21 protein-coding genes and 1 tRNA gene are annotated in these 21,708 nt (G+C 62.2%); 7 read left to right on the forward strand and 15 right to left on the reverse strand.

The features are described 5' to 3' along the window. Nucleotides 1–20: 20 nt before the first annotated feature. The 7 genes from rpiB to AB4Y97_RS04060 form a co-directional block, all read right to left on the reverse strand. Complete coding sequence (rpiB, locus tag AB4Y97_RS04030) at nucleotides 21–467, reverse strand: ribose 5-phosphate isomerase B (RefSeq protein ID WP_441997711.1); 447 nt, start codon at nucleotides 465–467, stop codon at nucleotides 21–23. 93 nt (nucleotides 468–560) lie between these two features. Then, a complete protein-coding gene (locus AB4Y97_RS04035; protein ID WP_441997712.1) occupies nucleotides 561–1,352 on the reverse strand; it encodes a transporter substrate-binding domain-containing protein in 792 nt (263 codons plus the stop codon). A 29-nt stretch (nucleotides 1,353–1,381) separates the two neighbouring features. Next, complete coding sequence (locus AB4Y97_RS04040; RefSeq protein ID WP_441997713.1) at nucleotides 1,382–2,110, reverse strand: amino acid ABC transporter ATP-binding protein; 729 nt, start codon at nucleotides 2,108–2,110, stop codon at nucleotides 1,382–1,384. 30 nt (nucleotides 2,111–2,140) lie between these two features. Beyond that, nucleotides 2,141–2,812 (reverse strand): amino acid ABC transporter permease, encoded by a 672-nt coding sequence (locus AB4Y97_RS04045; protein ID WP_441997714.1) that lies wholly within the window; start codon nucleotides 2,810–2,812, stop codon nucleotides 2,141–2,143. Nucleotides 2,813–2,825: 13 nt separating this feature from the next. Continuing rightward, nucleotides 2,826–3,506, reverse strand: coding sequence for an amino acid ABC transporter permease (locus AB4Y97_RS04050; RefSeq protein ID WP_441997715.1), 681 nt, complete (start codon nucleotides 3,504–3,506; stop codon nucleotides 2,826–2,828). Between the two features lie 27 nt (nucleotides 3,507–3,533). After that, nucleotides 3,534–4,436: an NAD(P)-dependent oxidoreductase gene (locus tag AB4Y97_RS04055; RefSeq protein WP_441997716.1), complete on the reverse strand. Its 903-nt coding sequence runs from the start codon at nucleotides 4,434–4,436 to the stop codon at nucleotides 3,534–3,536. A 30-nt stretch (nucleotides 4,437–4,466) separates the two neighbouring features. Further along, entirely contained in the window at nucleotides 4,467–5,216 is a 750-nt protein-coding gene (locus AB4Y97_RS04060) for a FadR/GntR family transcriptional regulator (protein WP_441997717.1), read from the reverse strand. Nucleotides 5,217–5,417: 201 nt separating this feature from the next. Here AB4Y97_RS04060 and AB4Y97_RS04065 point away from each other — a divergent pair, with 201 nt between their 5' ends. After that, nucleotides 5,418–5,744, forward strand: coding sequence for a putative quinol monooxygenase (locus tag AB4Y97_RS04065; RefSeq protein ID WP_441997718.1), 327 nt, complete (start codon nucleotides 5,418–5,420; stop codon nucleotides 5,742–5,744). A gap of 61 nt (nucleotides 5,745–5,805) precedes the next feature. Here the strand turns inward: AB4Y97_RS04065 and AB4Y97_RS04070 are convergent, their stop codons facing one another. Further along, entirely contained in the window at nucleotides 5,806–7,047 is a 1,242-nt protein-coding gene (locus AB4Y97_RS04070) for a glycerate kinase type-2 family protein (protein ID WP_441997719.1), read from the reverse strand. Nucleotides 7,048–7,198: 151 nt separating this feature from the next. Between AB4Y97_RS04070 and pgi the strand changes: the two genes are divergently transcribed. Beyond that, the gene (gene pgi, locus AB4Y97_RS04075) at nucleotides 7,199–8,848 is read left to right on the forward strand and encodes a glucose-6-phosphate isomerase (protein ID WP_441997720.1); all 1,650 of its coding nucleotides are present in this window, start codon (nucleotides 7,199–7,201) and stop codon (nucleotides 8,846–8,848) included. 91 nt (nucleotides 8,849–8,939) lie between these two features. Here the strand turns inward: pgi and AB4Y97_RS04080 are convergent, their stop codons facing one another. The 4 genes from AB4Y97_RS04080 to AB4Y97_RS04095 all read right to left on the reverse strand — a co-directional run bounded on the left by AB4Y97_RS04080 (nucleotide 8,940) and on the right by AB4Y97_RS04095 (nucleotide 14,171). Continuing rightward, nucleotides 8,940–9,788 carry an FkbM family methyltransferase gene (locus AB4Y97_RS04080; RefSeq protein WP_441997721.1) on the reverse strand — a complete coding sequence of 283 codons (849 nt, stop codon included), beginning with the start codon at nucleotides 9,786–9,788 and terminating at the stop codon, nucleotides 8,940–8,942. 121 nt (nucleotides 9,789–9,909) lie between these two features. Then, nucleotides 9,910–10,539, reverse strand: a complete 630-nt coding sequence (locus AB4Y97_RS04085; protein WP_441997722.1) for a 2OG-Fe(II) oxygenase — start codon at nucleotides 10,537–10,539, stop codon at nucleotides 9,910–9,912. Between the two features lie 46 nt (nucleotides 10,540–10,585). After that, nucleotides 10,586–11,221 carry a 2OG-Fe(II) oxygenase gene (locus AB4Y97_RS04090; protein WP_441997723.1) on the reverse strand — a complete coding sequence of 212 codons (636 nt, stop codon included), beginning with the start codon at nucleotides 11,219–11,221 and terminating at the stop codon, nucleotides 10,586–10,588. 1,327 nt (nucleotides 11,222–12,548) lie between these two features. After that, on the reverse strand, nucleotides 12,549–14,171 hold the full coding sequence (locus AB4Y97_RS04095) for an ABC-F family ATP-binding cassette domain-containing protein (protein WP_441997724.1): 1,623 nt from the start codon (nucleotides 14,169–14,171) through the stop codon (nucleotides 12,549–12,551). Nucleotides 14,172–14,555: 384 nt separating this feature from the next. Between AB4Y97_RS04095 and AB4Y97_RS04100 the strand changes: the two genes are divergently transcribed. The 4 genes from AB4Y97_RS04100 to uxuA are packed head-to-tail and all read left to right on the forward strand — an operon-like array spanning nucleotide 14,556 to nucleotide 17,077. Beyond that, nucleotides 14,556–14,876: a TRAP transporter large permease subunit gene (locus AB4Y97_RS04100; RefSeq protein ID WP_441997725.1), complete on the forward strand. Its 321-nt coding sequence runs from the start codon at nucleotides 14,556–14,558 to the stop codon at nucleotides 14,874–14,876. 7 nt (nucleotides 14,877–14,883) lie between these two features. Further along, a complete protein-coding gene (locus AB4Y97_RS04105; RefSeq protein WP_441997726.1) occupies nucleotides 14,884–15,600 on the forward strand; it encodes a GntR family transcriptional regulator in 717 nt (238 codons plus the stop codon). Further along, a complete protein-coding gene (locus AB4Y97_RS04110; RefSeq protein ID WP_441997727.1) occupies nucleotides 15,593–15,853 on the forward strand; it encodes a hypothetical protein in 261 nt (86 codons plus the stop codon). The genes AB4Y97_RS04105 and AB4Y97_RS04110 overlap by 8 nt, the downstream gene beginning before the upstream one ends. 27 nt (nucleotides 15,854–15,880) lie before the next feature. Continuing rightward, entirely contained in the window at nucleotides 15,881–17,077 is a 1,197-nt protein-coding gene (gene uxuA / locus AB4Y97_RS04115; protein ID WP_441997728.1) for a mannonate dehydratase, read from the forward strand. 212 nt (nucleotides 17,078–17,289) lie between these two features. On the opposite strand, the gene AB4Y97_RS04120 is transcribed toward uxuA, so the two are convergent. Beyond that, nucleotides 17,290–17,365: transfer RNA gene (locus AB4Y97_RS04120), tRNA-Lys, on the reverse strand. Between the two features lie 135 nt (nucleotides 17,366–17,500). On the opposite strand from AB4Y97_RS04120, the gene AB4Y97_RS04125 reads away from it, so the two are divergent. Continuing rightward, nucleotides 17,501–19,909 carry a transketolase gene (locus tag AB4Y97_RS04125; RefSeq protein ID WP_441997729.1) on the forward strand — a complete coding sequence of 803 codons (2,409 nt, stop codon included), beginning with the start codon at nucleotides 17,501–17,503 and terminating at the stop codon, nucleotides 19,907–19,909. An 86-nt stretch (nucleotides 19,910–19,995) separates the two neighbouring features. On the opposite strand, the gene AB4Y97_RS04130 is transcribed toward AB4Y97_RS04125, so the two are convergent. Both AB4Y97_RS04130 and tgt read right to left on the reverse strand, forming a co-directional pair. Next, nucleotides 19,996–20,367 carry a nuclear transport factor 2 family protein gene (locus AB4Y97_RS04130; RefSeq protein WP_441997730.1) on the reverse strand — a complete coding sequence of 124 codons (372 nt, stop codon included), beginning with the start codon at nucleotides 20,365–20,367 and terminating at the stop codon, nucleotides 19,996–19,998. 103 nt (nucleotides 20,368–20,470) lie between these two features. Further along, nucleotides 20,471–21,616 (reverse strand): tRNA guanosine(34) transglycosylase Tgt, encoded by a 1,146-nt coding sequence (gene tgt, locus AB4Y97_RS04135; protein WP_441997731.1) that lies wholly within the window; start codon nucleotides 21,614–21,616, stop codon nucleotides 20,471–20,473. Nucleotides 21,617–21,708: the final 92 nt, after the last annotated feature.

Raw genomic sequence — 21,708 nt, forward strand, 5'->3', positions numbered from 1 at the left:
CCACTTTTGGGTCCGATGCTTTAACCTTCCGCATCCATCTCATGCAACTTGGCGACCCGGCGGCGGAAATCCTCGTCGGTGGAGAATTCCGCTGCCAGGAAGGACGAGATCAGGTCCTTCGCCAGCCAAGGCCCGACGATCTGCGCGCCGATGCACATCACGTTCACGTCATCGTGCTCGACCGACTGGTGAGCCGAGTGGACATCGTGGCAGACGGCAGCGCGAATGCCTTTCATCTTGTTGGCGGCAATCGAGGCGCCGACGCCCGTGCCGCATACCATGATGCCGCGTTCGACCTCGCCCGCCGTGATCTTGCCCGCCACCTTGCGTGCGACATCCGGGAAGTCGACGGGCTTGTCGTCGTAGGACCCGACATCGACGACGTCGTGGCCAAGGGCTTTCAGATGATCGATGACCGCTCCCTTGAGGGCCCAGCCGGCATGGTCCGATCCGATGACGAGACGCATTGATAGTCCTTTTCCTTGGTTGGTGTCGGCCGGAGCCGATCGAGAAATTCGAGAATGCCCGGCCGCCAAGGCATTCGGCGGCCGGACTGCGGATCAGCCGCGCATATCAGCGGGGAGATCCGAACCGTGGTACTTCTTGTAGATCTCGTTGAGCTTGCCGTTCTTCAGGTTGGCGGCAATCCACTCGTTGAGCTTGGCAAGCAGGCGCGGCTCGCCCTGCTTGATCCCGATCGCGAGATCCAGGTTGCGGATCGAGACCTTCGGCTCGAAGGCGCGGTTCGGGTTCTTCTGTCCGATCTGGTTCACGAGGGTGGCGGAGGTCGCGATAATGTCGGCCTGCCCCGTGACGGCGGCGGTCACCATCGTGGCGTCGTCGTCATAACGGACGATCTTGATGTCCTTGTCCTTCGCCTGAGCGGTGAGATCCGTGTCCTGCGTGGTTCCGCGCGTGACGGTGATGCTCTTGCCCTTCAGGTCGTCCCAGCTCTTGATGGCCAGGTCCTTGCGGGCTCCGACGACGGATTGCAGGGCGGCGTAAGGCTTGGAGAAATCGATCACCTTGGCGCGCTCGGGGGTGACCGAAAGGGTCGAAACGATGATGTCCGCCTTGCCGGTCTGGACGTTGGGAATGCGGGTCGCGCCGGTGGTCTGAACGAATTCGAGCTCGAGGCCCCAGTCCTTGGCCAGGAGCTGAGCGGTCTCGACGTCCGAGCCCGTGGGCTTCATGTTCGCGTCGACCATGCCTGACGGCGGGATCGCGAGATCCGTCGAGATGCGGATCTTCTTGGCGGCCATGATGTCGTCGAGAAGATCGGCGCGCGCCGCGCTGGCGCTCGTGAAGCACGCTGCCGCGAGCAACGCGCTGAAGATAAGCTTTCTTGTCATGACGTTCTCCCTTGGGTTTCGTTGAGGGGTTAGAGCCCGCTCCCGACGAACTGCCTCAACTCCTGTGTCGTCGGGTGACTGAGAATGTCGGCAGGACCTGTTTCCCAGACCTGACCGCGGTGCATGAAGACGACCTGATCGGCGACCTTGCGGGCGAAGCCCATCTCGTGAGTCACCATGATCATGGTCATGCCGCCTGCTGCGAGATCCTCGATCACCCGGAGGACTTCTCCGGTCAGTTCGGGATCGAGCGCCGAGGTGACCTCGTCGAAGAGCATCACCTTGGGCTGCATGGCGAGGGATCGGGCGATGGCCGCGCGCTGCTGCTGGCCGCCGGAAAGCTGCTCGGGATAATAATCGATCTTGTCCTCGAGCCCCACCTGACCAAGGACCTTGCGGGCGAGATCGCGCGCCTCCCGCTTCGGCGTGCCCTTCACCGAACACGGCGCGAGCGTGATGTTCTGCTCGATCGTGAGGTGCGGAAACAGGTTGTAGCTTTGGAAGACGATGCCCACGTCGACCCGGAGCGCCCGGAGATTGACGCCCGGATCGCTGACCTTGTGGCCGCAAACGACGATGTCGCCGCTGTCGATCCGCTCGAGGCGATCGATGCAGCGCAGAGCAGTGCTCTTGCCGGAGCCGCTGCGGCCGATAATGACGGTGACCTGTCCCCGGTTCACATGGAAAGTGACTCCGTCGAGCACCTTCAGGTCGCCGAAGCTCTTATGGACATCTTGCAGGGTCACGACAGGTGACATGCTGTGCTCCGTTTCGTCTCGTAGATGCATTCAGGAAACCGCCACGGTGCGCTTCGGCGCGAAGCTGACACGGCGCTCCAGTTTTCGGCTCCAGAGCGAGATGGGGTAGCAGAGGGCGAAGTAGATTCCGGCGATGACCAGATAGATCGCGAACGGCTCGAAGATGGAGTTGTTGATGATCTGGCCGGAGCGAGCCAGCTCGACGAAGCCGACCACCGAGGCGAGCGAGGTGTTCTTGATGATCTGGACCATGAATCCCACGGTCGGCGGCGTGGCGATCCGCACCGCCTGAGGCAGGATCACCTTGAACATGCGCTGCGTGCGGCTCAGCGCGAGGCATTCCGCCGCCTCCCATTGCGGACGCGGCACGGACTCGATGCATCCCCGCCAGATCTCGCCGAGATAAGCGCCGACATAGATGGTCAGAGAGGCCCCGGCGGCCATGAGCGGCGAGACCTTCAGGCCGATCGCCGGCAGACCGAAATAGGTGACGAACATGATGACGAGCAGGGGCGTGCCCTGAACGAGCTGCACATAAACGGCCAGAGCCCGGCGAAGTACGCGGCTCGACGACACCCGGCCGAGCGCGATCATGAAGCCGAGCAGCCCACCGCCGAGGAATGCGACGACGGAGAGAACCACCGTCCAGAGCGCGCCCTGGGCGAGGAAGGTCAGATGGTTCGCGTTGAGAGGTCCGATCATGGCGCAGCCTGTCTCATAGAGGAGTTCCGAGCTTGCGGCGGCGAGGGAACAAGACCAGTCCGAGTCCCCAGAAGCCGAACCTCATGAGGAGCGACAGGATGATGTAGGCGGCAGCCACGAGGATGTATGTCTCGAAGGCCCGGTAGGTGTCGGACTGCACGTAGTTGGCGACGGCCGTCAGTTCCTCGGCGGAAATCTGGGAGCAGACGGACGAGGCGAGCATCAGCAGAACGAACTGGCTGGTCAGGGCGGGATAAACCCGCTCCACGGCCGGCAGCAGGATGACGTGCCAATAGATCTGCCACCGCGACAGCCCCAGGCATTCGCCCGCCTCGATCTGCCCTTTCGGTATCGAGTCGAAGCCCGCGCGCATGATCTCGGTGGTGTAGGCGCCGACATTGATGACGAGCGCAATGACCGCGACCGTGAAGGCGGACAGCGACAGGCCGAGGCTCGAGAGACCGAAATAGACGAGGAAGATCTGCACCAGCAACGGCGTGTTGCGGATGGCCTCCACGTAAATGCTGCATGCCTTGACGACCCAGCCGATGCTGCTCCGCCGACCGACGGCGCACAGGGTGCCGATGGTGAATCCGAGCACGGTCGAAAGGAGCGCGAGCTGAATCGTCAGCACGGCCCCGTCGAAGAACATGGGCCATCGTTCGAGAACGACGGAAAAATCGAGTTTGAACATGGGCCTGCCCGCGTGACTGCTTCTGCGTCAGGATCGCGGCTGGTTGGTCATGCGATCATAGACCCGGAACAGGGCCTGATTGCCGTTCGTACCTTCCCCGTGAGCACGGGCCTCGATGTACTGGCTCGTAACGAGCGCGGTGCCGGGCAGCGGGATGGACAGCATCTGCGCCTGCTCCTGCACGAGGCGCAAATCCTTGAGCATCAGGTCGATGCGGAAGCCCGCCCCCGCGTCGCCTGCGATCATGGCCGGCCCCAGCTTGTCGAGCATCCAGGATGCGGCCGAGCCGCCGAGCAGCACGTCGCGGAGCTGGTTGAGATCGACGCCGCAGGCGCGTCCGAGGGCGATGGCTTCGCAGATTGCCTGGATGTTGATGCCGCAGACCAGCTGGTTGCACAGTTTCACCGCCTGCCCGGCCCCCGGTTCACCGACATGGGTGACGGTCGTTCCCATGGCCTCGAAGTAAGGCTTGGCGCGGGCGAACGCCTCGGCATCGCCTCCCACCATGATCGAGAGCGTCGCGTTCTTCGCTCCGATCGGGCCGCCCGACACGGGCGCGTCGAGGAACGAGACGCCCACCTCCTGCAATGCCGCATGGAAACGCCTGACAGCTCCGGGCGAGATCGTGCTCATGTCGACGATCAGGCGCCCGGCCGGCGGATGGGCAAGAAGCCCGTCCGGCCCACAAATAATCTCCTCCACCTGGGGAGTGTCCGGGAGCATCGAGATGACAATATCCGCCCCGCGGCCTGCCTCCTCGACACTGGCGGCAGGCTTTGCCCCGAGCCCGACAAGGCTGTCGACCGCCTCTGAGCGGACGTCGTAGGCACGCACCTCATAGCCCGCCCGAAGCAGGTTCCTTGCCATTTCGCAGCCCATGGTGCCGAGACCGATGAAGCCGACGATCCCTTTTGCGTTTCCTGTCTTCATTCCAACTGCCATTCTGATGATGGATTGTGCTCAGGCCGCTGCGGGACTGGCATTGCCGACTGCCGCTTGGCGCCGGTGCTCGTTGCCGATTTCGAAGTGCTTGCGCAGAACGTCATCCGCGCGCTGTTCGTCGCGGGCAACGATCGCCTCAAGAATGCGGCGATGATCTTCCAGAAGGTACTTCTTGAGCCCCTCCTGCATCTGGACCAATTCACGGCGGCCGAGATGTGAGCGCAGGAGAAGAGCCGACATGGCCTGATAGAGGCTCATCAGCGTCTCCGACTTGCTCGCCCGCACAATCGCTGCGTGGAAATCGAAATCCGCCCTACCCCCTTCGACGGGGTGGTCGATGGTCGCCTCGACCCGGTCGAGAGCTTCGCGGATCCTCTCGAAATCCGAAATGCTGGCCCGCTGGCAGGCAAGCCTGATGGCCTGGCACTCGATGGCGACACGAGCCTCCATCACGTCGTCGATGATGTCGGATCCTTGAGCCAGAGCGAATGAAAAGAAGTCGCCGAGAACGGACACGTCGGGCCTGCGCACGATCGTTCCAATGCGGTCGCGAATTTCCACGACGCCGATGGCCGCCAGAGCCCGCAAGGCCTCGCGCAGCACCGGGCGGCTGACATTCAGCTGCGCGGCAAGCTCCCGCTCCGGAATGAGCGCGTCGCCAGACCGGAGGGAGCCTTCAAGCAGGCGCTCGCGCACGAATGCGAAGACCTTGTCGACTCCCTTGATGCCGGTTTCATCCGCCCGGGTGATTTTCGGAACGCTGCTCATGTGGTTTACCCTTGGTAAGACCAACGTATTGACCAAAGGTAAGCTCGTCAATAAAACTTTCTGAACGCTTGCATGAACCGGCTTTTTCTTGGCGTGGAAGCGATGCTTGAAGCAAAATTCGAAACTTTATTGCAAATGACATTCAACCCGAAGTCCAAGCCGTGCTCGAAGGCGGTCCAGACAAAAAATCCGGAGGGCGACATGACGGAAATCGCGATCATCGTTGAGTTCGAGACGCTGGAGGGCCGGGAGGAGGAATTCACCACCGTCATCCGCGAACACGCCAAGCGGACGCTCGAAGAAGAGGCCGGCTGCCTGCGGTTCGAGGTCATCAAGCCCGTCGAAGCCGACGGCACGCCTGTTCCCAACCGGGTGATGGTCAACGAGCTCTATGCCGATCGGGCAGCCGTCACCGCCCACGAGCAGAGCCCAAGAATGCCGATCGTCGGCGCAACCATAGCGCCATTGCTGAAATCGCGCAGGCTGATCTACGCAGAGATGATCCGAGCGGGCGAAAGACCGCTCTAGAAACTCTTACCCTGTCGCATTTTCTTTTCGCAAAACCGAATCCACATTCGAGGAAAATGCTCTAGCGAATGACGATCGCCCGAAAATCGTTCACGTTGGTGAGGGTCGGGCCGGTCACGATCAGTCGGCCAAGGGCGGCGAAAGCCGAATAGGCATCGTTGTTCGCCAGATAGCCCGGCAGATCGATTCCCTTGTCGTACGCATCCTGGATAAAGGCAGCATCGATCCAGGCTCCGGCATTGTCCTCCGAGCCGTCGATCCCATCCGTATCGCAGGCAAGAGCCGCGAATGATTTTTCGCCCCTCAGCGCAAGAGCGAGTGCGAGGAGGAATTCCGCATTGCGCCCTCCCCGGCCCTTTCCGCGCACCGTGACGGTCGTCTCGCCCCCGGAAAGCAGCACGCATGGCTTCGCGACCGGATCATCATAAAGCGCAGCCGATCGTGCGATCCCGGCCATGACGGTCGCCACCTCGCGAGCCTCCCCCTCGATTGCGTCTCCAAGGACGAGCGGGTTGAGCCCGAGTTCGCGTGCCCTCCCCGCTGCCGCCACGAGGGCCGAACGGGGCGTTGCGATCATGTGCACATCCCCTGGCGGAATTTCATCCACGACAATATTAGCCCGAATCGCCGCTTCGATCTTCGCGGAAACGGGAATTCCATAGGCCCTCAGCTCTTGAAGCACGGTTTCCGGATCGGTGACGTCCGGAATCGTTGGCCCCGATCCGACCACGGCCGGATCATCGCCGGGGACGTCCGAGATGATGTAAGTCACGAGCCGCGCCGGAGCGACGGCCGCCGCAAGCCTTCCGCCCTTGATGGACGACAGGGCCCGGCGCGCCCGGTTCATGACCGTGATCGGCGCGCCCGATTTGAGCAGGTCGCGGTTGATTTCCTGCTTGTCGGCCAGGGTGAGCCCGGGAGCCGGAAGCGTCAGGAGCGAGGACGCGCCGCCGGACATGAGACAGACGACGAGATCGTCCGGCCCGGCCGAGTGCGCCAGGGCGAGAATCCGCTCGGCCGCGCGAAGGCCCGCCTCATCGGGAACCGGATGCGCGGCCTCGACCACTTCGATCTGCCGTGTGGGGGCGGCGTGCCCGTAGCGCGTGACCACGAGGCCTTCGCATGGGTGCCCCCACTCGGCCTCGAAGGCCCGGGCCATGGAACCCGCGGCCTTGCCGGCGCCGATAACGATGGTGCGCCCCTTCGGAGCCGCGGGCAGACGGGTTGCGAACTTCCCATCGGGGCTTGCCGCAGCCGAGGCCGCCGCAAAGAGTTCCCTAAGGATATGTTCATCACGCGTCATGACGCCCTCCCCATCTGGACGATGGGCCCTATGCTTATGCCCAGTGTCATGTGCCGACAACCGAACATACCCGATTTGATCGCACTGGCTTCCCACCGTTACTCAAGTAATCTGAATGCGGATCACTCATGAAGGGCTGGACCACGACTCGATGACCACGATCTCTGCCTCACCGGCCTGGAAAGCGCTCCAAGCGCATGCCGAGACCATTCGCAAGCTGCATTTGCGCGAGCTGTTCCAACAGGATCCCGAGCGCTTCAGGCACTTCACGCTCCAGCGCGACGATCTTCTGGTCGATTACTCCAAGAATCGGGTTACCGCCGAGACCATGCGGCTCCTGTTCGATCTGGCGCGGCTTGCAGATGTCGAAGGCTGGCGGGACAGGATGTTCGCCGGAGAAAAGATCAACTTCACCGAGAATCGCGCGGTCCTGCATGTGGCGCTGCGCAATCGTTCCAGCCGCCCGGTTCTCGTCGACGGCGTCGATGTCATGCCGGGCGTTGCGGCCGTCCTGGAGCGCATGCGGCTCTTCTCCGAACGCGTCCGCAGCGGCGCCTGGCGCGGGGCGACGGGCGAAACCATCACCGACATCGTGAATATCGGCATCGGCGGTTCCGATCTCGGTCCCTTGATGGTCTGCGAGGCCCTGAAGCCGTATCAGCGGCCCGACCTGCGGCCGCATTTCGTTTCGAATGTGGATGCATCCCATCTCGTCCACACCATCGCCGGCCTCGATCCCGCGCGCACGCTCTTCATCGTCGCGTCGAAGACATTCACTACGCAGGAAACCATGACAAACGCCGCCAGCGCGCGGGCATGGCTGACCGATGCGCTGGGCGAAGACGCGGTCGCGAAGCATTTCGTCGCCGTTTCGACCAATGCGGCCGAGGTGGCGCGGTTCGGAATCGATACGGCCAACATGTTCGAGTTCTGGGACTGGGTCGGCGGCCGCTACAGCCTTTGGTCCGCCATCGGCCTATCGATTGTGCTCGCGGTAGGCTTTGAACGCTTCGTCGAACTGCTCGACGGCGCCCATTCCATGGACGAGCACTTCCGCACCGCCGCGCTCGAACAGAACATGCCTGTGGTGCTCGCGCTGCTCGGCATCTGGTACCGCAACTTCCTCGGAGCCTCGACTCACGCCCTGCTCCCTTACGATCAGCACCTGCATCGCTTTGCAGCCTATTTCCAGCAGGGCGACATGGAGAGCAACGGCAAGTTCGTCCGCAGGGACGGCAGCCGGGTCGATTACGCCACGGGCCCGATCATCTGGGGTGAGCCCGGCACGAACGGCCAGCACGCCTTTTTCCAGCTCCTGCATCAGGGCACGGAGCTCATCCCAGCGGATTTCATGGCCGCCGCGCAAAGCCAGACGCCCTTGGGGGACCATCACGAGAAGCTCATCGCCAATTACTTCGCGCAGACGGAAGCTCTCGCCTTCGGAAAGACGGAGGAGGAAGTCAGGAGCGAGCTTGAGAAGCGGGGCCTGTCCGGACAGGCCCTCGAAGCCCTCGTGCCTCACAGGATATTCGAAGGAAACCGGCCGACGACTTCGATCCTCTACCGTAAGCTGACGCCATACAGGCTCGGCTCCCTGATCGCCCTCTACGAGCACAAGATCTTCGTCCAGGGCATCGTCTGGCAGATCAACAGTTTCGATCAGTGGGGTGTCGAACTGGGCAAGGAACTGGCTTCCCGGATCCTGCCCGAACTCAAGGGGGACGATGCGGTGACGGGGCACGACAGTTCGACGAACGGCCTGATCGGCCACTTCAAGCGCCTGCGTCATTCGGACGGGTAGGACAAGGGTTCGCTCGCCTGCTGGGAAGGCTCGACCCGCCCCTCCCCCGCCAAGCGCCGGACCTGACGTGGAAAGCCGAAGGAAACGACCATTACGGGATCTTCGGCGTGTATTCGTAAACGACGTTCAACCGCGTGGTCAGAATCAGGCGGTATCCAACCCGCTCGAGAATCTGGGCGGCGTTGTTCGTTGCGGTCACATGGGTCCGCTCTATCATGATCATGAGCGGCCAGAGCCGCTTGGGAGCCTGCCGGAAGAACGCCTCGAGGATGAGGCCCTCGGCGCCTTCGACATCCAGCTTGACGAGATCGGGACGGCCGAATGCTTCCGACTGAAGGGCCCGCAGCAGCGTGATCGCGCTCACCCGAAGGCTGGTGAGCTGTTCGCTGGAAGGCATGATCTGAATGCTCGACTGCCCCTTGTTCGTGGGATCGATGAACATCAGCACATCGCCTTCGCGATCCGCCAGAGCGCAGTTGATCGCCTTCACGTTCGGCAGATCGTTCTGTCGCAGATTGTAGACCAGGCGATCGAAGAGATCGGGTTGCGGCTCGAATGCAAGCACGCGCGCCCCCAGCATGGCCGCGAAAAACGTATACGGACCGATATTCGCGCCGACATCGATGAACTTGAATCCGTCGCGCACACGCTCTTGAAGGAACGAAAGCTCCTCGGGATCGAAATGATGCGGCGTGAAGAGGATGCGCCCTTCGCATGTATTGCCGGACGGGAAGAGGCGCATCCTGGCCCCGAAGACGACTGTATCGACGGGCTGTCCGCGAAGGAGCCAACGGACGGCGCGACGGATGACGAGGGCGGCACGTCGACCGACCCATCCGCGCGGCAGACGGCGCGTCGTCTCGATGCCGAAACCGGCAATACTCGAGGGGGCAAAGGCGCCGAAAGGCACCTCGTCGGGAGCCTCAGAACTTTTCTGCACGTGTCCCTGAACCTGGAGCATGACCGGCCGAAGGTAAACCGGTTATCCGCAAAGGTCATGCGAAAACATGGAGGCGGGGTTCGAGCATGTTTCGAAAGAACGTGCTCGAACTCCGGCTGCGTCAGCGGCCGAATATTCCCTTGAGAATTTGGGCGAAGCCGTTGCGACGGCGCTTGCGATCAAGCTCCTTAGCATCCTTGATCCAGGCGATCTGGACAACGCGCCGCTCGCCGGAAAAAGGCCTGTGGCCATGCCAGGAATTGTCCTTGCGAAGGAAGCCGAACACCGAGCCCATCGTGGGCGGGACTTCGCAGGCATAGGGCTCGAAATCCTTCCCGTTATAGAGAGCACGCAGGCGGCCGCCCTCGCCCGCCTGCCACTCGTCGTTCATGTAGACGAGCATCGTCATGACCTTGGACGGGCCGTCCGTGTGGATCGCGCCGTATTTGGGCTGCGAGCGCTTCATGATGGTGGTCAGGCGCGGGAAAGGATGAAGGTCGATTCCGAACCGCTGTGAAAGAACCTCGGTGACCGCAGGACTTTCCAGTTCGCGGATCAGGTCGCGAAAGCTGCCTTTCAGTTCGACATCGTCGACCGTCAGATAACCCGGTTTCGTGATGTCCGGAAAATCGCGACGTAAGGCGGGGATCGCCTCCTCCCTCAAGAAACTGGCCCCGAGGAAATGAGGATATGGGTCCGCCGAATATGCGCTCTGGCTGATTGCCTCGATGTTCAACAGGGAAGAAGTCATCGTACCGTTCACCATAGGAGATATGTCTGCCGCTTTCGGGCCGAGGTCATGCAGCAGGAGCGAAGAAGTTCTTAATCTTCTTGATCCGGGTCGACAGGCGATGTCGGGACTGCTCCTTCGCCACGACCTTCGCTTCCGTCACCCAGTTGAACTGAATGGCGCGACGGCGGCCCTCGTAGGGCTTATGTCCGTGCCACGAATTGTCGGAGCGTCGAAACACGAGGAGCGTGCCGTTCACCGGCGGGACCTCGGCAACGTAATCGTCGAGATCGGTCCCATTCTTCAACAGCCGAAGGCGGCCGCCGTCATGGTCCCAATCCTCGTTGAGATAGAGAAGAACGGTGATGATCTTCGTCGTACTGTCGGTGTGGATCGCCCCGTCCTTCTTCCGCAGGAAGCCACGGACCGTGTACATGGTCGGCCGCCCCGTCAGGTCCACGTCGAACTTCTGCTCGACGGCCTTGCGGAAGGCGTCTCCGTGAAGTTCCCGGATCAACTCCGCGAAATGTCCCCTGATATCGAGTTCTGCCGGAGGATGAGATCCGGCACCGGGTACGGTAGGAAAGTCGGCCACGACGTTCCTGAAAGCTTCCCTGGGCACAAAATTGGGAATGATCACGTGCTCGAAGGGCTGCTTGGCCAGCGGCGTCTGCGCGAGCGTATCGATATCCAGATAGTTCATGGCCCGATCCCCCGTTGAGTAACCCTGCCAAAAGACTTCAATGGACGATTGCCAAACGCGATCGCCATCCGGTGCCGGGCTCAAAACAACTCTGAGTATGCACGGAAAGCGGGTTCAGCAAGCCTATCAATAAGAACTACTTAGCCCAAAAGGGGTACTCCTTTTGAAGTAGAAAAATCGACTATTCTTTTGCAGCAATGAAGTTCCTCGGGATAGCATAGGCCACTCCCCGCCATTACCCCTCTTATGCGACTTAAATGCAATATATTAACCATTAAAACATGCGGAAAATGACGAGATCGACCTGGAATGGAAGCATTACTTCGAGATAGCAGATCCTGATAAGGATGTACTTCGGCCACCGCTAAACGGTCTGCCTGTATACAGACCACGGAAGGGGCAGCATCCTCGCAGTCACGCGCCGGCAGACGCGATCAGAAGGATGATCCCCAACACGATCAATACAACGCCGGGTAAGTGCTCCCTGAAGTCAAAGAGGCCCCGGCTCTCCCGTGGTTCCAATGTGTCTTCCACCGCCCCACGGGATCGTCTTTCACGGCTCAGCGGCCCGGCCTTCATCACCCGCACCGCAACGAGAACCACTCCGCAAAGGACCAGCAGCGCGCCCAATCCGACAAGTAACATGCTTGTTGGCATGGAACCTCCCAAATCATCCTGGCCAAGCCATCCTAACCAAGTCGTCCAGAAGCATCGGGTTCAAGCTTCCGCCCATCCTCGCTAGGCGTCAAGGAATGGCCAAGGGAGCCATGTGAAGGGCCACGCTGGGCGAGGACGGGCGCCATCTCGCAGGGCGCTCGACGGAAAAATTGCTGGAAACCAAGCCGCATGCCCCGGGTGAGACTTCGCCGAAAACATGTGGGGCGTCTTTGTGCCGCTGAATCAGCGCTTGCGACGCCGTTTCCGCACCTCACCTCTTGACACAAGAGAGCCCTGCAAACGGAGACGGGCCATGAAACAGGTCCTTTTAGGGACTGGAGTCCTCATGATGAGCTTGAGCCTCGCTTCGGGAGCGGCTGTCGCCCGCGGCGGCGGAGGTAGCGGGGGAAGTGGCGGCCATGGCGGGGGCGGAGGCTCCCATTCAAGCGGCGGTTCCGCACAAGGCACAAACCCCGGCGTGGGGCGCCATGAAGGAGCGTCAGCCGTCCAGAGAGGACTTCTCCAGGAACCAGGGCCGGAAACTCACTGCCGTGCCTATGAACCCTATTATTATTATGGGTTCTACCCCTGTAGCCGATAGCGCATCCATGGTGTCGTGCTTCGACGACTCTTCATCGAAGCTTCCATCGTTTCAGCAAGGCCTGCCCACTCAACTCCGCAGGCCCGGGGCTTCCTGGCCGGTGCGTGCCACGTACTCGGTATAGCCGCCGCCGTACTGGTGGACGCCCTCCGGCGTGAGTTCAAGGACCCGATTGGACAGCGCAGCCAGGAAGTGGCGGTCGTGGGAGACGAAGAGCATTGTACCCTCATAGCGCGACAGTGCTTCGATCAGCATCTCCTTCGTCGCCATGTCCAAATGGTTCGTGGGCTCGTCGAGCACCAGGAAGTTCGGCGGGTCGTAGAGCATCTTGGCCATCACCAATCGGGCTTTCTCGCCGCCGGAGAGCACGCGGCATTTCTTCTCCGCGTCGTCGCCCGAGAAGCCAAAGCATCCGGCGAGCGTGCGCAGCGAGCCCTGGCCCGCCTGCGGAAATGAATCCTCCAGCCACTGGAACACCGTGCGGTCGCCATCCAGCACTTCCATGGCATGCTGGGCGAAATAGCCCATCTTCACGCTACCGCCGAGCGCGACCGTTCCTTCATCGGGCGAAGTGGTGCCCGCCACCAGCTTCAACAACGTCGATTTCCCGGCGCCGTTGACGCCCATGACGCACCAGCGCTCCTTTCGGCCGACCATGAAGTCCAACCCCTCATAGATCGCGCGGCTGCCGTAGCGCTTGTGGACATTCTTCAGGGCGACCACATCATCCCCCGAGCGGGGCGCGGGCTGGAATTCGAACGAGACCGTCTGCCGACGCTTGGGCGGCTCCACCCGCTCGATCTTCTCCAGCTTCTTGACGCGGCTCTGCACCTGGGCGGCGTGGGAGGCGCGCGCCTTGAAACGCTCGATGAACTTGATTTCCTTGGCGAGCATGGCCTGCTGCCGCTCGAACTGCGCCTGTTGCTGCTTCTCGTTCAGCGCGCGCTGCTGCTCGTAGAATTCGTAATCGCCGGAATAGGTCGTCAGCGTCCCGCCATCGATCTCGAGGACCTTGTTGACGATACGGTTCATGAACGCGCGGTCGTGCGACGTCATGAGCAGCGCGCCCTCGTAGCCCTTCAGGAATCCCTCCAGCCAGATGAGGCTTTCGAGGTCCAGATGGTTACTCGGCTCGTCCAGCAGCATCACGTCCGGACGCATCAGGAGGATGCGGGCGAGTGCGACGCGCATCTTCCAGCCGCCGGACAGGGCGCCCACATCGCCGTCCATCATCTCCTGGCTGAAACCTAAGCCCGCGAGGACTTCGCGCGCTCGCCCCTCGAGGGAATAACCGTCCAGTTCCTCATAGCGCGCCTGCACCTCGCCATAACGCTCGACGATCCGGTCGAGATCGTCCGCCTGCTGCGGGTCCACCATCGCGGCTTCCAGCTCCCGTAACTCGGCGGCCACCACGCTCACCGGGCCAGCTCCGTCCATCACCTCGGATACGGCGCTGCGGCCCGCCATTTCGCCGACATCCTGGCTGAAATAGCCGATGGTCACGCCGCGATCGACGGAGACCTGGCCCTCGTCGGGCTCCTCCTCCTTGTTGATCATCCGGAAGAGCGTCGTCTTTCCCGCGCCGTTAGGGCCGACCAGACCGATCTTCTCTTCTTTCTGGAGGGTTGCGGAGGCCTCGATGAAGAGGATCCGGTGGCTGTTCTGTTTGCTGACGTTCTCGACGCGAATCATGGGTCCCAGGCCTGAAGGAGTTGCGGCGGCCTTATGCCATGTGTCGCGCGCTGTAAAACGGCTTGGAAAGATCGTGCCTGTCATTCCGGGCAAAACCGCAAGCCACTGAGGGGCTTGTGTCGAGCAAGCGATAGGGACGGGTTCGAAGCCGAATGACATCCACGCTTTGGACAAGCGTCAGCCGAGAATGCAGAAAGAGCCGCGCCGCTGCTCTTTAGGGATGAATCTCCGTTACAGCAGCCAAGGAGCGGTGAAACAGGAAGGCTATGCAATGGCCCCGGCCCTCTCGACCAAGCCCGAAGTTGCCTTTCCTAGCAGCATCTAATTGCTTGACCTGTATGAGTGCCCTTGTTACTTGTCGACTAGTCGACAAGTAACAAGCTCATGTTTGCCATCGCAGTACGCTCGCCCCACCAGCCCGAGACCCGCGCGATCGCCTCGCCAGGACGGCCCGAGGCCGGCGAAATCCTGTTGCGGGTCTTGAGGGCGGGCATCGATCCAATCCACTTTGCAACGTTCGCCATGTTCGACCTGATGATCGGCCTGACGACGCCGCCGGTCAGCGTGCGCCTGTTCGTGGCGGCCAAGATCTCCCTGGGCGCGATTTCCCGCGCGACCTGGCCCTTCCTCGTCTGCAATATCCTGTTCCTGGTTTCCTACGCTCCTGGAATCTCGTTGTGGCTGCCGAGCCTGTTCTACAAGTGAGATGCTGATGTCCTCACGAATGCACGATAACGTTGAACGCGCTCAAGGCACGGCGGCATCGCAGCCTTCAGTCACCGTGCGCGGAATTCACGCGCAGATCCGGCAGGATATCGTGACTCTCCGGCTCAGACCGGGCGTACGCCTGTCCGAGAATGAACTCGCGCTACGCTTCGGCACCAGCCGCGCGCCTGTCCGCGAGGCCCTCATCCGCCTCGTCGAGGAGGGGCTGATCGAGGTGCTGCCCCAGCGCGGCAGCTTCGTGAGCCGCATTTCGCTTGCGGCCATGCAGCGGGCGCGCTTCGTGCGGGAGGCATTGGAGGTAGCGATCGTTCGACGGGCGGTTGAGCGTGGCCTCTCGTCGTCAGCGCAGGAGAAGGCTGTGGCAACTCTCGCCGAACAGGAACAGGCTCAAGGGGATCCCGAGCGTTTCACGCTTGCCGACGATGCTTTCCATCGTGCCCTGGCGGACGATATCGGCATCGCACAGATCTGGACGATTCTGGAGCGGGAAAAATCCCAGTTCGATCGTATCCGCTTTCTAAGCCTGCCCGTGATCACGCCCGTCGCATCCCTGATCGCCCAGCACCGGGATATCCTGGCTGCGATCCTCAAACGCGATTCCGACGCGGCTGAATCAGCCATGCGGGTGCATCTCTCCGAAGTCCTCAAGAGTGCGGAGACGCTCGCAGCCGAACATCCAGACCTGATCCTCAACGATGCTTGAGCTCAAGAAAGCAATGCCGATCACCCCTTTGCCTCTCTCAGCGACTACGCTGGCAACCGCGCACGCAGGAACGCAGGGGTCTGCCTATGACCGCGAGCGCGTGCGTGCCATCCTCGGAATCGATGCCATCTTCGGCACCGACCTGCCGCGCGATGCGCGCTTCGAGAATGTTTTGATTTCTGCCTACACTCAACTTCTCGCTCGCGGCGCCCGCGCCGCCGCGGCGGAATTCAACTCTGACGCCGGCGCATAGGCCCGGTTCTCCCGCGAGGTTATCACCATGGAACAGACTTGGCGCTGGTTCGGTCCCGACGACGTCGTCCAGCTTCCCCATATCCGCCAGACTGGCGCAACCGGGATCGTAACCGCCCTCCACCAGATCCCGTATGGCGTAATCTGGTCCGTCGAGGAGATCGAGGCCCGCAAGGCGCTGATCGCGGCCGATCCTTCGCTCGGCCTGCGCTGGAGCGTCGTCGAGAGCCTGCCCGTCCATGAGAACATCAAGATCGGCGAAGGTGAACTCGAACCGCTGTTCGACAATTACCGTCAGTCCCTGCGCAACCTCGCCCAATGCGGCGTGACGACAATCTGCTACAATTTCATGCCGGTGCTCGACTGGACCCGGACGGAACTCGCCCATCCGCTGCCCGGCGGCGGAACGGCCCTGCGCTTCAACGCGCACGAGCATGCTGCCTTCGACTGCTTCATGCTCCAGCGTCCCGGCGCGGAAGCCGACCATTCCCCTGAAGTCCTGGCTCGGGCCAAGGACTGGTTCGACCGATCGTCCGAAGCCGACCGCCGCAAGCTCCTGGCCAACATCATGGCCGGGCTGCCGGGCGCTTACGACCGCTATGACGTTCCCGGCCTGCGCCGTATGCTCGACCGCTACCGCGAGATCGACAAGACGCGCCTCCGCGAGAATCTCGCCCGTTTCCTGCGCGAGGTCGTCCCGGTCGCCGAGGAAGTTGGAATCCGGATGTGCATCCATCCTGACGATCCGCCGCGCCCTCTCATGGGTCTGCCGCGTATCGTCTCCAACGAGGACGACCTCGCCTTCATCGTGGGCGCCATCGAGTCGCCGGCAAACGGCATTACCCTGTGCAGCGGCTCGCTCGGCGCAGGCCCTGCCAATGACGTGCCGGCGATTGCAAAGCGTTTCGCCACGCACATTTTCTTCGCGCATCTGCGTAACGTGGCGAAGGAGCCGGACGGCTCCTTTATGGAAGCGGACCATCTCGGCGGCGATACGGACATGGTTGCCGTCGTGATGGCGCTTCTGGAAGAGCAAAAGCGTCGAAAGGAAGCCGGAGATCCGCGCTGGCGCATCCCGATGCGGCCAGACCACGGACATGAGCTTCTCGATGATGTCGGCAAACCGACCCATCCGGGCTACCCGGCGATTGGCCGCCTGAAAGGTCTTGCAGAGTTGCGAGGTGTCATGATGACTCTTGCATCGGTCCGAAACCTGCCGCTTTAGGGCCGTATCGCGACGAGTGCTCCGGCATCCGTCGCACGAAACGGACACAGCGTCACGGATTGCCGATGCGGGAATGCCTGACCGGAACAGCTTGTCGCATCGCACCGGTTTCAGTGGGTGGGCCGATGGCTCCAACCTCAGAATCTGGCGACCTGATCCTATCTGGGGAAAAATCGCTCAAAGGGCAAATGCCGGTAACCCTTTGAAATTGATGGTGAGCGCGCTGGGACTCGAACCCAGGACCCTCTGATTAAAAGTCAGATGCTCTACCGGCTGAGCTACGCGCTCCCAGAAGTGTGCTCGAAATAGGGGCTATCGACTGGCGGGTCAATCAAAAAGGCCTAGTATGGGTCCCTAATTCCGCAACCGCGGAGCGGATTCGGCCCGAGCCGGCCGCTACGCTTTTGTTTTCCGGACACTTTCATGACCGATCCCCGCCTGCCCTACCTCGCCGAGTTCGAACGGAAGATCCTGTGGCTGTCGAGCTGGACGATTCACAACGCCAATCATGTCCGCCCCAACCTGGACGGGCTGAAGATCGGCGGGCATCAGGCTTCTTCCGCCTCGCTTTCCACCATCATGACGGCGCTCTACCTGGCCGTCCTGAAGCCGGAGGACCGGGTGGCGGTGAAGCCGCATGCGAGCCCGATCTTTCATGCGATCCAATATCTCCTCGGCCATCAGACCCGGGAGAAGCTCGAGAATTTCCGGGGCTTCAAGGGCGCGCAATCCTACCCCTCCCGCACCAAGGACATCGACGACGTGGACTTTTCCACAGGCTCGGTGGGCCTCGGCGTCGCGCAGACGCTCTTTGCCAGCCTCGTGCAGGATTACGTAAAGGCGCATGGCTGGCGGAAGGATCGGCCGGAGGGCCGCATGATCGCCCTCGTGGGCGATGCGGAGATGGATGAGGGCAACATCTTTGAGGCCCTGCTGGAGGGCTGGAAACAGGGCCTGCGCAACACTTGGTGGATCATCGACTACAACCGCCAGAGTCTCGACGCCGTGGTGCGTGAGGGACTCTATGCCCGGTTCGAATCGATCTTTCGCTCCTTCGGCTGGGACGTGGTGGTGCTCAAGCACGGTTCCCTGATGCAGGAGGCCTTTCGCGAGCCGGGCGGCGACCGCTTGCGCGAATGGATCGATTCCTGTCCCAACCAGCTCTATTCCGCCCTCACCTTCCAGGGCGGCGCGGCGTGGCGCAAACGACTCCTCGACGATCTCGGCGATCAGGGGCCGGTGACGCGGCTTATCGAGAAGCGCTCCGACGAGGAGCTGGCGCGGCTGATGTCGAATCTCGGCGGACACGATCTGCCGAGCCTGCTGCAAGCCTTCGAATCCATCGACCATGACAGGCCGACCGTCTTCATCGCCTACACCATCAAAGGCTTCGGGCTGCCGCTCGCGGGCCACAAGGACAACCATGCGGGCCTGCTCACGCCGACGCAGATGGAAGGTTTTCGCGCTTCCGCGAAGGTGCGTCCGGGCCATGAATGGGACAGGTTCGAGGGCCTGAACCTGCCGGAGGCGGAGCTGGAACGTTTCCTGAAATCCGTGCCCTTCAACGCCCGCGGCAAGCGCCGCCATGAAGCGCCGAAGGTTCCGGTGCCGGCGGCTCTGTCGACGCCGCAGCAGCCGTCCATGTCCACGCAGCAGGGATTCGGCCTCATCCTCAACGAACTCGCCCGCTCGAGCGAGCCGCTCGCGGACCGCATGGTCACGACGGCACCGGACGTCACCGTATCCACCAATCTCGGCGCCTGGGTGAACCGGCGCGGCCTCTTCGCGCGCGAGGAGATGAAGGACCTGTTCAAGTCCGAGCGCATTCCCTCGACCTTCACCTGGGATTTCAGCCCGAAGGGACAGCATATCGAACTCGGCATCGCCGAGATGAACCTGTTCATCCTGCTCTCGGCGCTCGGCCTGTCCCATTCCCTGTTCGGCGAGAGGCTTCTGCCCATCGGAACGCTCTACGATCCGTTCATCTCCCGCGGCCTCGATGCCCTGAACTATGCCTGTTATCAGGACGCCCGGTTCATCGTCGCCGCGACGCCGTCGGGCGTGACGCTCGCACCGGAAGGCGGCGCGCATCAATCCATCGGCACGCCGCTGATCGGCATGGCGCAAGACGGACTGGCCTCCTTCGAGCCTGCTTTCGTGGACGAGTTGTCGGTGATCCTGCGCTGGGCCTTCGATTATCTCCAGCGGGATGGAGAAGGCGAGCCGAGCGAACGCGAGATCCAGGAAAAATCTTGGCTGCGCGACGAAACCGGCGGCTCGGTCTATCTACGGCTCTCGACCCGCACCGCCGATCAGCCGCAGCGCGAGATGACGCCCGACCTTGCCGCCGACATCGTCGACGGCGCCTATTGGATGCGCAAACCCGGACCGAACGCGCAGGTCGTCGTCGCCTATACGGGCACGGTCGCGCCGGAAGCCATTGAGGCTGTCGGCCTGATGGCTGAGGACCGGCGCGATATCGGCCTTCTCGCCATCACCTCCGCCGACCGGCTCAATGCGGGCTGGACGGCGGCGCAGCGCGCCCGCGAGCGCGGCCTCGTCCACGCGCGCAGCCATATCGAGCGGCTGCTCGGAGACCTCCAGCCCCATTGCGGTCTCGTGACCGTGATCGACGGGCATCCGGCGACCCTCGCCTGGCTCGGCTCCGTCATGGGACACCGCACCCGCTCGCTCGGCGTGGAGCACTTTGGGCAGACCGGAACGGTACAGGATCTCTACCGCCACTTCGGCATCGACGCGCAGGGCATCATCGCTGCCGCAGAGATGATCGCGCCCGGGCGGCCGATCCGGTATCTCAAGGCGGTCGGGTAGTTTTTCTCGTTCTAGCAAGACCTTCTACGGCGCCCCTGTACTTTCCTCCCCCTTGCGGGGAGGAGAAGAGCGCGGTGGCTAGGGCCTCAATCTCCTACAACCATGGTTTGGCCCGCAGACCAGAGCCAGCCATGACCATCACGGCCAAACACACAAAGCGACCGCAATATGCCGGAATGTACCTGCCCCCGGTATTCCAGTGCGTCGTGAACATTCATGGTAGCCACGGCGAAGGAGCCGAAATCCTTAACCTGTAGATCGTCGAAGTGCTGGCTGTGAAACCGGATGCCGTCGGGTCCGCAGAAGGCGGTAACATACCCCTCCCGGTCGAAACGCTGCCCTCTGGCATTGATGTAAACAAAGCCGGGAGCGATTATTCGCGTCAGTTCGGAAGAGGACCGCTCCACCAATAAAGTGGCCTTGCGACGCAACAGACTCGCGATCTCTTCGTCGACCATCGGCGCATTCCTTTCTGTGCTCTCATCTTGCGACGGGAGGCATCTTGCGACGGGAGGCATCGATTTCGAATTGGCAATTAGGATCAGGCGCTCACAGCGCGCCTTAAGCCGTCTCTGCCTTCCCCTCGCGCTCACCCCTGGCCCAGCCTTCCTTGACCTCGGCGATGTGATCACCGAGGCGACCTTCCGCGATGGCCTTGCGCAGGCCCGCCATCAGGTCCTGGTAATAGGCCAGGTTGTTCCAGGTCAGCAGCATCATCCCCAGAATCTCGTTCGCGCGGACAAGGTGGTGGAGATAGGCGCGAGAATAGGTGTTCGATGCCGGGCATTTCGATTCCGCATCGAGGGGTCGCGTATCCTCCGCGAATTTTGCGTTGCGCAGGTTCATGCGGCCGTGGCGGGTGAAGACCTGGCCGTGGCGGCCGGCGCGGGTCGGCATGACGCAGTCGAACATGTCGACGCCCCGGCGCACAGCTTCGACGATGTCGTCCGGCGTGCCGACGCCCATGAGGTAGCGCGGCTTCTCTGACGGCATGTGCGGTTCGACGGTCTCGATCATCCGCAGCATCACATCCTGCGGCTCACCGACCGCAAGGCCGCCGATGGCGTAGCCCTTGAGGTCGAGGGTGGCGAGTTCCCTGGCGCTTTCGATGCGCAACCGCTCGACGGCACCACCCTGCACGATGCCGAACATGGCCCGCCCCGGCTGATCGCCGAAGGCGATCTTGCAGCGCTCGGCCCAGCGCAAGGAAAGGCGCATCGCTTTTTCCGCCACCTCGTCGGAGCAGGGCAGCCGCACGCATTCGTCGAGCTGCATCTGGATATCGGAGCCGAGCAGCCCCTGGATCTCGATGGAGCGCTCCGGCGTCATCACGTGGGTCGAGCCGTCGATATGTGACTGGAAGGTCACGCCGGTCTCGTCGATTTTGCGCAGGGCGGCGAGCGACATGACCTGGAAGCCGCCGGAATCGGTGAGGATTGGATAGGGCCAGTTCATGAACTTGTGCAGCCCGCCGAGCTTGGCCACCCGCTCCGCCGTGGGACGCAGCATGAGGTGATAGGTGTTGCCGAGCACCACATCCGCCCCGAGCGCCTTGACCTGATCCGGATACATGGCCTTCACCGTCCCCGCCGTGCCCACGGGCATGAAAGCCGGCGTGCGGATGACGCCGCGCGGCATACGGATTTCGCCGGTGCGCGCCGTCCCATCGGTCTTGTTGACGGTGAAGGTGAATTGATCGGTGGTCATGAGCGATCCTGCAAAAACTCCGCCGTCTTATCCCCGATCACGGGCATGAGGGGAAGCGGCGAGCGTACCCATCGAATGCCAAAGAAATCATT

Source organism: Microvirga sp. 2TAF3 (assembly GCF_052114965.1).
GTDB lineage: Bacteria > Pseudomonadota > Alphaproteobacteria > Rhizobiales > Beijerinckiaceae > Microvirga.